This is a genomic window from Pseudomonas profundi, assembly GCF_008638305.1.
GTDB lineage: Bacteria > Pseudomonadota > Gammaproteobacteria > Pseudomonadales > Pseudomonadaceae > Halopseudomonas > Halopseudomonas profundi.
Genome location: NZ_VTPZ01000001.1, coordinates 621624 through 634476, shown reverse-complemented (window position 1 = coordinate 634476; position 12853 = coordinate 621624). Strand labels below are relative to the sequence as shown.

Annotated in this window: 12 protein-coding genes and 1 pseudogene; 10 read left to right on the top strand and 3 right to left on the bottom strand. The window is 59.1% G+C overall.

From position 1 onward, the window contains the following. The first annotated feature begins 2 nt into the window (after positions 1–2). The 7 genes from fliM to flhB all read left to right on the top strand — a co-directional run bounded on the left by fliM (position 3) and on the right by flhB (position 5220). Positions 3–974 (top strand): flagellar motor switch protein FliM, encoded by a 972-nt coding sequence (gene fliM, locus FZE95_RS02840; protein ID WP_150299282.1) that lies wholly within the window; start codon positions 3–5, stop codon positions 972–974. A gap of 39 nt (positions 975–1013) precedes the next feature. Next, positions 1014–1481, top strand: coding sequence for a flagellar motor switch protein FliN (gene fliN, locus FZE95_RS02835; protein WP_150299281.1), 468 nt, complete (start codon positions 1014–1016; stop codon positions 1479–1481). Position 1482: 1 nt separating this feature from the next. Next, complete coding sequence (gene fliO, locus FZE95_RS02830) at positions 1483–1911, top strand: flagellar biosynthetic protein FliO (RefSeq protein WP_150299280.1); 429 nt, start codon at positions 1483–1485, stop codon at positions 1909–1911. Continuing rightward, a complete protein-coding gene (fliP, locus tag FZE95_RS02825; RefSeq protein WP_150299357.1) occupies positions 1911–2660 on the top strand; it encodes a flagellar type III secretion system pore protein FliP in 750 nt (249 codons plus the stop codon). The genes fliO and fliP overlap by 1 nt, the downstream gene beginning before the upstream one ends. Before the next feature lie 374 nt (positions 2661–3034). Next, positions 3035–3304, top strand: coding sequence for a flagellar biosynthesis protein FliQ (fliQ, locus tag FZE95_RS02815; RefSeq protein ID WP_150299278.1), 270 nt, complete (start codon positions 3035–3037; stop codon positions 3302–3304). Continuing rightward, positions 3305–4081 carry a flagellar biosynthetic protein FliR gene (gene fliR / locus FZE95_RS02810; RefSeq protein ID WP_150299277.1) on the top strand — a complete coding sequence of 259 codons (777 nt, stop codon included), beginning with the start codon at positions 3305–3307 and terminating at the stop codon, positions 4079–4081. Next, positions 4081–5220, top strand: coding sequence for a flagellar biosynthesis protein FlhB (gene flhB / locus FZE95_RS02805; RefSeq protein WP_150299276.1), 1140 nt, complete (start codon positions 4081–4083; stop codon positions 5218–5220). Before fliR ends, flhB begins: the two co-directional genes overlap by 1 nt. Before the next feature lie 620 nt (positions 5221–5840). Here flhB and FZE95_RS02800 read toward each other — a convergent pair. Then, positions 5841–6794 (bottom strand): NAD(P)H-dependent flavin oxidoreductase, encoded by a 954-nt coding sequence (locus FZE95_RS02800; protein WP_150299275.1) that lies wholly within the window; start codon positions 6792–6794, stop codon positions 5841–5843. A gap of 207 nt (positions 6795–7001) precedes the next feature. On the opposite strand from FZE95_RS02800, the pseudogene FZE95_RS02795 reads away from it, so the two are divergent. The 3 genes and pseudogenes from FZE95_RS02795 to FZE95_RS02785 all read left to right on the top strand — a co-directional run. Then, a pseudogene (locus FZE95_RS02795) lies at positions 7002–8012 on the top strand (tryptophan--tRNA ligase); the annotation flags it as partial. An 84-nt stretch (positions 8013–8096) separates the two neighbouring features. Further along, positions 8097–8813, top strand: a complete 717-nt coding sequence (locus FZE95_RS02790; protein WP_150299273.1) for an SIMPL domain-containing protein — start codon at positions 8097–8099, stop codon at positions 8811–8813. Between the two features lie 53 nt (positions 8814–8866). After that, complete coding sequence (locus FZE95_RS02785) at positions 8867–9745, top strand: alpha/beta fold hydrolase (RefSeq protein ID WP_150299272.1); 879 nt, start codon at positions 8867–8869, stop codon at positions 9743–9745. 686 nt (positions 9746–10431) lie between these two features. On the opposite strand, the gene FZE95_RS02780 is transcribed toward FZE95_RS02785, so the two are convergent. Next, positions 10432–11862 carry an aspartate kinase gene (locus FZE95_RS02780; RefSeq protein ID WP_150299271.1) on the bottom strand — a complete coding sequence of 477 codons (1431 nt, stop codon included), beginning with the start codon at positions 11860–11862 and terminating at the stop codon, positions 10432–10434. Positions 11863–11928: 66 nt separating this feature from the next. Continuing rightward, positions 11929–12837: an ectoine hydroxylase gene (thpD, locus tag FZE95_RS02775; RefSeq protein WP_150299270.1), complete on the bottom strand. Its 909-nt coding sequence runs from the start codon at positions 12835–12837 to the stop codon at positions 11929–11931. Between the last annotated feature and the right edge of the window lie 16 nt (positions 12838–12853).

Below are 12853 nucleotides of genomic sequence, written 5' to 3'. Positions count from 1 at the left end.
CCATGGCCGTCCAGGATCTGCTGTCACAAGACGAAATCGACGCGCTGTTACACGGCGTCGATGACGGCGCGATTGATATGGAGGAGGATGCCGAGCCCGGCTCGGTCAAAAGCTACGATCTGACCAGCCAGGACCGCATTGTGCGCGGTCGCATGCCGACGCTGGAAATGATCAACGAGCGTTTTGCACGCTATACCCGCATCAGCATGTTCAATTTGCTGCGCCGTTCGGCGGATGTGGCGGTGGGCGGCGTGCAGGTAATGAAGTTCGGCGAGTACGTGCATTCACTCTATGTGCCGACCAGTCTGAACCTGGTAAAGATGAAGCCGCTGCGTGGCACCGCGCTCTTTATTCTCGACGCGCGCCTGGTATTCAAGTTGGTGGACAACTTCTTCGGCGGTGACGGTCGTCACGCCAAGATCGAAGGCCGCGAGTTCACCCCGACTGAACTGCGCGTGGTGCGCATGGTGCTGGATCAGGCCTTCGCCGACATGAAGGAAGCCTGGCAAGCGGTTCAGGACGTCACCTTCGAGTATGTCAATTCCGAGGTCAATCCGGCGCTGGCCAATATCGTCAGTCCCAGCGAGGTGGTCGTTGTTTCGACCTTCCATATCGAGCTGGATGGCGGTGGCGGCGATCTGCACGTTACCTTCCCGTATTCGATGATCGAGCCGTTGCGCGAAGTGCTGGACTCCGGCGTGCAGTCCGATGTGGACGAACATGACGAGCGCTGGGTGCGTGCGCTGCGTGAAGAGATTACCTGCGCCAAGGTGCCGCTGAGCGCGACGGTGGTTCGGCGTGAGCTCAAGCTGAAGGATCTGTTGAGCATGCAGGCCGGCGACGTGATCCCAGTGGAATTGCCGGATTACATGGTGCTGTGCGCCAACGGGGTTCCCACCTTCAAAGCCAAGCTGGGTTCCGTGAAGGGCAACCTGGGCTTGCAGATTCTTGGTCCGATCGCCCGGCCACGATAATCGAACGAATACGTAACGCTAATCTAGAGGAACGGCAAGATGTCTGATGACAGAAACTCCAGCGAAATCAGTCCTGAAGAGCAGGCGCTGGCGGATGAGTGGGCTGCCGCGATGGAGGAGGCCGGCGATTCCAGTCAGGCTGATATCGATGCCATGCTTGCTGACAATAGCGGCTCCAAAGCCATGGCCATGGAAGAGTTTCCCAAGCCGGCCAAAATGTCTGATGATTTTTTCCAGGGTACCGATGGCCCGAACCTGGATGTCATTCTGGATATCCCGGTAACCATCTCCATGGAGGTCGGTAATACCGAGATCACCATTCGCAATCTGCTGCAGCTCAATCAGGGCTCGGTGGTCGAGCTTGACCGCCTGGCTGGCGAGCCGCTGGACGTGAAGGTCAACGGCACACTGATCGCCCACGGTGAAGTGGTGGTGGTGAACGAGAAGTTCGGTATCCGCCTGACCGACGTGATCAGCCCATCCGAACGCATCAAGAAGCTGCGCTGATATGCGAGCGATCCTGGTCATATTACTGGCTGCTCTGCCGGCGGGCGTGTTTGCCGCGGAGCCCGTTGCAGCCGCAACCACCAGTGCCGCGCAGACCTCGCTGACCGGGCAGCTTGCCCAGCTCGGGCTGGGTCTGGTGCTGGTGGTGGCGCTGATTTTCCTGATGGGCTATCTGATGCGCCGCGTTGGTCCGCTAGCGGCCCAGGGCGGCCAACATATCCGGATCGTCAGCAATCTGCCGCTGGGACCCCGTGATCGTCTGATTCTGGTCGATGTCGGCGGCAAACAGATGCTGCTGGGCGCATCCCCCGGGCGCATCAGCACGCTGCATGTATTCGAAGAGCCCGTTGCGGAGATTCCGGCGGAAGGCGACGACGGCGATTTTGCGCGCAAGCTGCAAGCCCTGCTCAAGCGGGAGAATCGCCCGTGATGCGCTGGTTGTTGCTGGTTCTGGTGTTGCTTGCCCCGGCTGCGCTGGCACAGACCGCCGGTGATCCGCTGAGCCTGCCGGCGGTCACCCTGAGCACCGATGCCGATGGAGAGCAGACCTACTCGGTGAGTCTGCAGATCCTGCTGCTGATGAGCGCGCTGACGTTCATTCCGGCGTTCGTCATGATGATGACCAGCTTCACCCGCATCATCATCGTGTTCTCGATTTTGCGCCAGGCACTGGGTTTGCAGCAGACGCCGTCGAGCCAGATTCTTATCGGCCTGGCGCTGTTTCTAACCATTTTCATCATGGCGCCGATATTCGAGCGGATCAACGAAACCGCGCTGCAACCCTATCTGGCCGAAGAGCTGGCGCCCCAGCAGGCGCTGGAACAGGCAAGCATTCCGCTGCGCGAGTTCATGCTGGCGCAAACCCGGGAAACCGACCTCGAGCTGTTCGTGCGGTTGGCGCGGCGTACCGATATCGCGACACCGGAGGACGTCCCGTTCCACATCATGGTGCCGGCCTTTGTGACCTCCGAACTGAAGACCGCATTCCAGATCGGTTTCATGATCTTCATTCCCTTCCTGATCATTGATCTGGTGGTCGCCAGCGTGCTGATGGCGATGGGTATGATGATGCTGTCACCGCTGATCATTTCGTTGCCGTTCAAGATCATGCTGTTCGTGCTGGTGGACGGTTGGGCGCTGATTATCGGTACCCTCGCCGCCAGTTTCGCCGTAACTTAGGGTCTGTTGCCGTTTCATCGCGGCCGCGACGGAGGCCCGTTTAGTGCAGAACAAGGCGCGAGGAGTGTAATTTGTTCAACACATCCATGTGCTTCACCCCTGCGGGGCTTGCGCGCAAAAACGCTCCAGGCGTTTTTGTGGTTGTTACAAATGAGCGACGAGTAACGCAGTGCTGCGCTAAACGGGCCCTGTCCCTTCGGGTGGGGCCGCCTAGGTTGCGCGTCAAATGACGCCATGCGGCGTTGCAGGACTTGGCAAGGGAACAACCATTACCTGCCTCCCGCGCCTTGCGGAACGCCGCCCGGCCTGGCGTCATTTGACACAGCAACGCGGCTCGCGATGAAACGGCAACAGACCCTAACCCAGGAAAAAACATGACACCAGAAGTAGCGGTAGATCTGTTTCGCCAGGCCCTGTGGCTGACCACTGTCATGGTCGCGGTCATCGTATTGCCGAGCCTTATGGTCGGTCTTGTTGTAGCGATGTTTCAGGCGGCAACCCAGATCAACGAGCAGACACTGAGCTTCCTGCCGCGTCTGCTGTTTACCTTCATCACCCTGATCGTGCTCGGCCCCTGGCTGGTCACGCAGGTGATCGACTTTACCGACAACCTCTACCGGGCGATTCCCGGACTGATCGGCTGAATGTTCGAGTTCGCAGCAGCCGAGGTGAGCCGCTGGGTTGCCAGCTACATGTGGGTGCTCTTTCGGGTGGCCAGTGTGCTGATGACCATGCCGGTGTTCGGCACGCAGATGCTGCCGGTACGCATCCGCCTTTACCTCGCGTTGATGATTGCCATGCTGATTACGCCCCAGATTCCGCCAGTGCCGGCGATCGACGCGTTCTCATTGGCGACCTGGGTGATCATCGGCGAGCAGATCCTGATTGGCGCGGCGATGGGCTTCATGCTGCAGCTGCTGTTCCAGATTCACGTGCTGGCGGGCCAGATCGTCGCGATGCAGATGGGTCTGGGCTTCGCCTCGATGAACGATCCGACCATGGGCATTTCCGTGGCGGTGGTGGCGCAGGTCTTCACCATGCTGGTGACCTTGTTGTTCCTGTCGATGGACGGGCATCTGGTGGTGATCGAGGTATTGGCAGAAAGCTTTACCACCTTGCCAATTGGCGAGGGCTTGCTGGCCACAGATTTCCATACCCTGGTCTTGCGGTTTAGCTGGGTGATGGCCGCTGCGCTGTTGATCGGGCTGCCTGCGATTACCGCGCTGCTGATCGTCAACCTGTCGTTCGGCGTAATGATGCGCGCCGCACCCCAGCTGAATATCTTCTCCATCGGTTTTCCACTGACCCTCGTGTTTGGCCTGTTCATTCTCTGGGTGGTGCTGGGCGATGTCGGTGCCCAATACCATTCCCTGGCGACCGAAACCCTGGAGTGGTTGCGTGAAATGGTGCGGGTGCGCTGATGGCAGAGCAACCGGACAGCGGTCAGGAAAAAACTGAAGAGCCCACGGAGAAACGCCTCAAGGAGTCCCGTGATAAAGGCCAGATCGCTCGCTCAAAGGAGCTGAATACGCTTGCTGTCGTAATGGTCTCGGCAGTCGGGCTGCTCATGGTCGGCCCGGCGATGGTCGGCAAGCTGATGAACCTGATGGTATTCAACTTCAGCCTGGACCGCGAAGTGCTGTACTCAACCGATACCATGGCGCTGCACCTGCTGGCGTCGGTGGAGCAGGGGTTCAGTGTGCTCGGCCCGTTGTTTTTCATGGTGCTGATTGCCGCGCTGGTAGGGCCGCTGCTGCTGGGCGGCTGGCTGTTCAGTGCCAAGTCCCTCGCGCCCAAATTCGAACGAATGAACCCGCTTGCCGGCCTGAAGCGGATGTTTTCAGCCAAGGCGCTGGTTGAACTGCTCAAGGCGCTGGCCAAATTCCTGGTGGTTCTCGCCGTGGCGCTACTGGTGCTCCACATGCGTCAGGACGACCTGCTTTCCCTTTCCGGTGAGCCTTTACCAGACGCGATTGCCCGCAGCGCTTGGGTACTGGGGAGCTCATTGCTGATTCTTGCCTGCTCGCTGATCCTGATCGCTACTGTGGATGTGCCTTTTCAGCTATGGGACAACAAGAAAAAGTTGAAGATGACCAAGCAGGAAGTCCGCGATGAGTACAAGGATTCCGAAGGCAAGCCTGAAGTAAAATCGCGGATTCGCCAGCTGCAACGCGAAATGGCCCAGCGTCGGATGATGGAAGAGGTGCCCAATGCCGACGTGGTCATCACCAACCCGACGCATTACGCCGTTGCACTGAAGTACGACCCGGTCAATTCCGGCGCGCCTGTCGTGGTCGCCAAGGGTGGCGACCTGATGGCGCAAAAGATCCGGGAAATAGCCGGCGAGCACGACGTGGTCATTCTCGAGGCGCCGCCGCTGGCGCGCGCCGTGTACTACAGCACCGAACTCAATCAGCAGATTCCGGCCGGTCTTTACCTGGCCGTGGCACAGGTATTGGCCTACGTGTTCCAGCTGCGTCAGTATCGTGCCGGAGAGGGCAAGCGCCCTGGGCCTGTGCCGGATGTGCCCATTCCGGATGAATTGCGGCGGGATGAGTAAAAGCGGATAGCGAAACGCGAAAAGCAAACCCCCCTAGCCCCCTTTGTCACAGGGGGAACTGGTTCTGCGCTGTTGGTTGTGTCGGTGCGAGTCTGGTGACCATGACTGCGCCGCAACTCAAGAGCACACGTCAGACGCTTACACGAGCAGTGGCTCGGACGATCCCCCCTCTGACAAAGGGGGGTAGGGGGATTTGATTTCGAGATTGCTGACCCGCAGATCAGATACCGATTTTTCCGCCGCCAACTCGAAGCTCTATGGCGACAGCTCACTCCGGCATAGCTCAGCCAAGCAACCGCACCAGGCCGAGTCCAGCCACCAAGCTGGCGGAATGGCACGGAACCATTCCCCTTTGGCAACGGGGGCTAGGGGGATTCGATTTCGAGATTGCTGACCCGCAGATCAAATATTGAATTTTCCCTCCGCCAACTCAAATCTACATAACGAAGCGAGCCGACAGGGCCGTGCTGACCGTGCGATGACATGGATGTCATCGACGAGTTTACAGGGACGTACTTGCAGCGTGTCAGCGCGGCCATGTCGGTTCGCGATGGCTAACTCCGGGACATCAGCCTCCGTCTATCGCTGCTTGCAGGGCAGCGATGTAACTCGTGCCGGACTCATCCCAGCAACCGCTGCCTGGCCTCAAGATAATCACGCCTGAGCCCGGCAATCACCTCCGCCGTAGAGGTCACCTCGCCAATCCCGCCAACGCCCTGACCGGCGCCCCAGATATCCCGCCACGCCTTGCTCTTGTCACTACCGAATGACATCGCGCTCTTGTCGGCTTCCGGCAGATTGTCGGGATCCAGCCCGGCCCGGGCGATGCTGCCGCGCAGATAGTTGCCGTGCACACCGGTAAACAGGCTGGAATAGATGACGTCGGTGGCGGAGCTGTCGACGATCATCTCTTTATAGGCTTCGTCGGCGTTGGCTTCATGGGTGGCGATGAAGCGGGTGCCCATGTAGGCGAAATCTGCTCCCATGGCTTCGGCAGCCAGGATCTGCTTGCCCTGGGTGATGGAACCAGACAGCGCAATCGGGCCGTCGTAGAACTTTCGAATCTCGGAAACCAGCGCGAAGGGGCTGAGCGTGCCTGCGTGGCCGCCAGCACCGGCGCAGACCAGGATCAGTCCGTCGACGCCGGCTTCGATCGCCTTCTCGGCGTGGCGTACGCTGATGACATCATGGAATACCTTGCCGCCATAACTGTGCGCCACTTTTACTGCATCATGCGGGGCGCGCAGGCTGGTGATCATGATGGGAACTTCAAATCGGGCACATACCTCCAGGTCGTGTTCAAGCCGGTCGTTGGAATGATGCACGATCTGGTTTACCGCGAAGGGCGCGACCTTCTTGTCAGGGTTGGCCGCCTTGTATTCGGCGAGTTCCGTGGTCAGCTGCTCAAGCCATTGTTCCAGTACCTCGGCCGGGCGCGCATTCAGCGCGGGAAAAGAGCCGACAATGCCGTTCTTGCACTGCTCGGCCACCAGGCGCGGGTTAGAGATGATGAACATGGGGGATGCAATGACGGGTATCTCGAGCTGTGCCTTGAGTTCCTCAGCGAACGACATCGTGCCTTCCTCGGTTTGATCAACAGGGCATTCAGTCTAATCGCAACAGACTCGGTGCGACCAGCGACGGGGGCGGGTATCAGGCTGTGCAATGTTCGGCCATCAGCGGTCAGGGCACTGCAACGCGGCGCGCGGTCGCTTTGAAAAGTCTCGGCGTTGTACACTTACGCCCATTCAAGTCATCGCTTACAAGTAGAACCACCTCCAATGCAAAAGACTCGCGTACTTACCGGCATTACCACGACCGGCACACCGCACCTCGGCAACTATGTCGGCGCCATCAAGCCAGCTATTGCAGCCAGCCAGGACCCCAGCGTTCAGTCCTATTACTTTCTCGCCGACCTGCATGCGTTGATCAAATGCCAGGATCCCAGGCGAATTCAAGAATCACGATTGGAAATCGCCGCGACCTGGCTGGCGCTGGGGCTGGATACAGACAACGCGGTGTTCTATCGGCAGTCGGATATTCCGGAGATCACCGAGCTGACCTGGATGTTGTCGTGCGTATGCGCCAAGGGGCTGATGAATCGCGCACACGCGTACAAGGCGTCGGTCGCCGACAACGAGGCTGCCGGTCAGGCCGACCCTGATAAAGGCGTGACCATGGGGTTGTTCAGCTACCCGGTGCTGATGGCGGCGGACATTCTCATGTTCAACGCCAACAAGGTGCCGGTCGGTCGGGACCAGATCCAGCACATTGAGATGGCCCGCGATATTGGCGGACGCTTCAATCATCTGTTCAAGGGCCAGTATTTCACCATGCCCGAAGCGGTTGTAGACCAGGATGTGGAAGTGCTGCGAGGTCTGGATGGTCGCAAGATGTCCAAGAGCTATGACAACACCATCCCGCTGTTCACTCCGGAAAAGAAGCTGCTCAAGCTGGTGCGCAAGATCAAGACCAATTCGCTGGAGCCGGGCGAGCCGAAGGATCCGGACACCTGTACCTTGTTCCAGATCTATTCTGCCTTCGCTACAGCCGAAGAGACCCAGGCCATGCGCGCGCGTTACCTCGAGGGGATCGGCTGGGGCGAGGCGAAGGACGCTCTGTTCGAATACCTGAATCAGTATCTGCGCGAGCCACGCGAGCGTTATCAGGCGCTGCTTGAAGACCCGGCGTATATTGAGAGCGTCCTGCAGAAAGGGGCCGAGCGCGCGCGCGACGAAGCGGGTTCGTTGATGGCCAGGGTGCGACAGGCGTCAGGGCTGGGTTCCTTCATATAAGCATCGCGCGCTGTCCGGTACGGGATAACAGTGAATGCAGAGCCAGAAATTCAATAAGAAAAAACTCTGGAGACAGTAAGCATGAGCAAGCCGATAGTCACCGCCATTACAGGCCTTCTGGCAGCGTTGATCGTTGCGGCAGCGCTGGTGCTGATGGCCATGAGTCTGAAGAGTGGTCTGTTGCAGTTTGGTGGCGCGGACCGTGTGGTAAGCGTCAAAGGCCTGGCTGAACGTAACGTCGAGGCTGACCTGGCGCTGTGGCCAGTCAGTTTTTCGGTGGCGGATGACAGCCTTGACAGCCTGCAGGGCAAGATCGAGGAGCAGCAGAATCTGGTGCGCTCGTTCCTGCTGCTGCGCGGGTTCGTAGAGGACGATATCCAGCTGTCCATGCCGAAGATTACCGATCAGCACGCGAACACCTATGGCAACACGCTGCCGCCGGAACGCTATCGCGCCGAGGTGACGGTGCTGGTGCGCACCCGGGATATCGAAAGCGTGCAGAGCGGTATGCAGACGGTCGGCGAGCTGGTCAAATCCGGCGTTGCGCTGACGCAGAATTATGATAGCCAGCCGCGCTTTCTGTTTACCCGGCTGGAACTCATCAAAGCTGACATGATTGCTGATGCCACCCGTGACGCCCGTGCAGCCGCCGACCAGTTCGCCCGCGATGCCGAGGCTGAAGTCGGCAGCATACGCCGCGCGTCGCAGGGCTATTTTTCGATTGAGGATGTCGATCCTTACACGCCGCAGGTCAAGCGCGTCAGGGTCGTGACAAGCATCGATTACAGCCTGCGCTGACAGACCGCCGTGCAGGTGCTGGACCTGCCGGATTTACTTTTCGGGGAACCTTTATGACGTTGTTGCCCTGGGCACACCAAACAAGTGCCGGGTTCACACTGCGCGGCTGGCATACCGCGCCCAGTGACAAACCCTTGCTGCAGTTCCTTCATGGTAACGGCTTTTGCGGCCGCACTTACGAGCCTTTTCTGGAACATCTTTCCGCGCATTTCGATCTGTGGTTGTGCGACCTGCAAGGGCAGGGCGACAGCGATCACGGTGGCGCTTTCCTCGGCTGGAATCGCAATGCGGAGCTGGCTCTCGAAGCCTTCAACGCAGGCAAAGGACAATTCGGCGAGGTGCCGTTATACGCCAGCGGCCATAGCTTCGGCGGGGTGCTTACCAGTCTGATGCTGGCTCGCCACCCGGGTTTGTTTGAGAAAGCCGTGCTGCTCGATCCCGTATTGTTTCCTCAGGCGCAATTGCTGATGCGTACGGCGCTGGGCTTGATCGGCCAGCGCGGCAATGCGTTATCGAAAAAGACCCGCACCCGCCGTGATCACTGGCCTGACCGCGAAACTGCATACAAAGCCCTGCACAATCGCGGCATGTTTCGTGGGTGGGAGGAGAGCGCCTTCGCTGCGCATATCGAGCACGGGCTGCAACAAGCTGAAAACGGCAGCGTAACGCTGAAGTGTCAGCCCAGCCGTGAAGCGGAGGTGTTCGAGAGCTGGCCAAGCCGGCTGTGGTCCGGGCTACGCAAAATACAAACGCCCACGTTGTTGATGCACGGTGATGTGACCTATCCCTTTGTGAAACAGTCAGCTCAGCGTCTGGCGCGGACCAGTCCCTGCGTTACTGAGCGCGAGTTGCCGGGTGGGCATTGTTTTATGTTGGAGGATTCCAGGCGGGCGGCGGGAGAGGTGGTGAGGTTTCTCACTGCAGCTGTTTGATGGCGGTTGTTGCATATCGGGATGGGGCCGGGCTCGATCACGGGCTTTGATGTCGCTGCAGGAATTGGCGTAGCGCAGGCGCGCTACACCCCCGGGATGGCGCAGCGGGGGGATCCTGGGGGTGGTGAGCGCCTGCGCGCCGACGGGGTGGACCGCGTTCGGACTCGCCGGCGGGGTTGGTTTCGGAGAGCGATGTTATCGCACGGCTTTGGCGTAGCGCAGGCGCGCTACACCCCCGGGATGACGCAGCAGGGGGATCCTGGGGTTGGTGAGCGCCTGCTCGCCGACAGGGTGGACCGCGTACGGACTCGCCGGCGGGGTTGGTTTCGGAGGGCGGTGTTATTGCACGGCTTTGGCGTAGCGCAGGCGTGCTACACCCTCGGGATGGCGCAGCGGGGGGATTCCTGGGGATGGTGAGCGCCTGCTCGCCGACAGGGTTGACCGCGTACGGACTCGCCGGCGGGGTTGGTTTCGGAGGGCGGTGTTGTCGCACGGCTTTGGCGTAGCGCAGGCGCGCTACACCCCCAGGATGCAGGCGCCGCTGGGGTTTTTCTGGGGTTGGCGTGCGCCTGCGCGCCGACGGGGTTTGGTGCTGCGGCCTCTGGCATAGCGCAGGGCGTTACAATTTCAGCTTGAATGGCAGACATAGAAAAGCCCGGCGAATGCCGGGCTTTTTGCGGATCGTATCAGGCAGCGACTATGACGTCCCCGTGATTCTCCGGCTCGATCAGCGCCTTGTGCAGCGCGTCGACTGCAGCGTCGTAATCATCTTCATTGATGACGCACTGCATCTCGACCTGGCGAATCGACTGGTGAATCGCCTGGATGCTGATGCCGGCACTAGCCAATGCGGCGACGGTCTTGGCGAGTATGCCCTTGACCTTGAGATCCGAGCCAATCGCCGAGACGATGGCGATATTGTGCACCCGTACTTCAGCCATGGGATAACGCTCCTCGATCAGCCGTGAGGCACGGTTGATGAGCTTGCGCGAGCCCGATGCGTAGTAGGTGATGCTGTTGGCGTCAGAATCCTTGTTGACGACATAGAGCTTCAGCTGCTTGAGCAGCTTGGTAATCTCGATATCGTAGGCCACATCGCCGAGCATCTCCTGGTCGAAGACCTCGAGACCGAATACATCCTTGCGGCCGGCGATGATCTCGACGCAGGGCTTCTCACTGCAATAGTCCTGGCTGATCAGTGTGCCGCCGTGATCCGGCTCAAAGGCATTCTTGATACGCAGCTGAATGCCGGCACGACGCAGCGTGCGTGCTGCCTTGGGATGGATGGCTTCCATACCCAGGTTGGACAACTGATCGGCCACGTCGTAATTGGTGCGGCCAATGGTCACTACCTTGTCGACGCCAACCAGATTCGGATCAGCGCTGGAAAGGTGATATTCCTTGTGGATGATGGCCTCGTGCGCACCCGTGGTCGCGGCGATCTGAGCGAAAGTGATTTCGCTGTAGCCACGGTCAAAGGTGTTCATCAACCCTTCGGAGCAATGGGTATAACCGGTCGCGACAACCAGTTCCTTGTTCAGGTCGATGCCGGCGAAGCTGTCCTTGATCATCTGCTGGAACTGCTTCGGCTCGCTCTGGTTCCAGCCGGTAAGGTCGACCAGACGGGCGTTCACACCGCGCTTTTTCAGCGCAAGCACGGTATTGAACGCGCTGTGTGCTTCGCCCAATGCGGCGAGCATTTCGCGCACCTTCATCAGATGCTCGGTCAGCTGGAAGTGACCATAGGTGCACAGCTGCTGCAGGCTGACCATGCAATCCCGAACGTCGCTGATGCGGCCTTCGATAAAGCGGTCAGCGGCCTGACGCTCATACTCGCTGGAGAACAGGTCGGCATTTTTCTGCTTCATGTTGCTCAGCACAGCGTCCAGCGCGTCCAGCCAGGCATCCTCATTCTGCGCATCGGCAAAACGCTCGTAGACGCCGGGCTCACCGGTTTTCTTGTGCTCAAGCAGCATGTTTGTCATGCCTGAATAGGCAGAGACGACAAATACCCGGTGGTAAAGCTCGGCTTTTTCACGGTCGCCAATGAAAATGGTGTTCAGTACTTCATCAAAGCGGCTCATTGAAGTGCCGCCGATTTTTTCTACTGTATGCATAATCCTGGTTTCTTTTCTTGGTGAATGTCGTCTCTACCCATCGGGGAGAGGCGAGGGCTCCTGCCCTCAGTCATACTGCTGCGGAGCTATCTGCAGCGGCTCGACTTGTCCGCGTTCAGCTACAAAGTCCGGTCGCGGTGGCACCTTGCCAAAAGGTTCAACCGGCAAGTTGTCTACATGGTTGTAAACAAAGAACAGGTTGCTGCGCGGGCTGGGCGTGATGTTGCTATTGGACCCATGCAAGGTGTTGCAGTCGAACAGTACAACCGAGCCGGCCGGCCCGGTGGCCATATCTACGCCCTTGCTCTGAAACAGTTCCTGGAGGCTGCCTTCGTCCGGTACGCCCAGTTCCTGTTTGCGCAGTGATCTCTGATAGTGATTTTCCGGCGTCTTGCCTACACAACTGATGTATTGCTTGTGCGAGCCGGGAATCAGCATCAACGGTCCGTTGAACGGATGGTTATCGGTCAGCAGGATCGAGAAGCTGACTGTACGCATCCGCGGCAAGCCGTCTTCGACGTGCCATGTTTCAAAATCGGAGTGCCAGAAAAACTCCTTGCCCTTGAATCCCGGTTTGAGATTCAGTCGCGACTGGTGAACATAGATGTCACCGCCGAGTATGAAGCGGGCAATACCAGCAATCCGCTCGTCCTGCGCTACCCGGGAAAACAACGGATTGCTCCGGTGGATCGCGAACAGCGAGCGCAGTGCGCCGCTGTCCGGTTCCTGTATGGCTGCAGGCGAATCAAGGACTTCCTGTGTCTGACTGATCCGGTACAGCTCCCGCTTGAATACTTCAACTTCACGGGCGCTGAATACTTCCGGTAATACCAAATAACCATCGCGCTCAAAGCTGGCCATCTGTTCGGCACTGATCGGCGCATTGTGCAGGTCGCGCCGGTAGAGTACCGGGTCTAGCCGTTCGTGCCAGCTGGGTTGATCGTGCTCACGTGATGGATACAAATCAGCGAACATTGGTCCTCCTATTCGA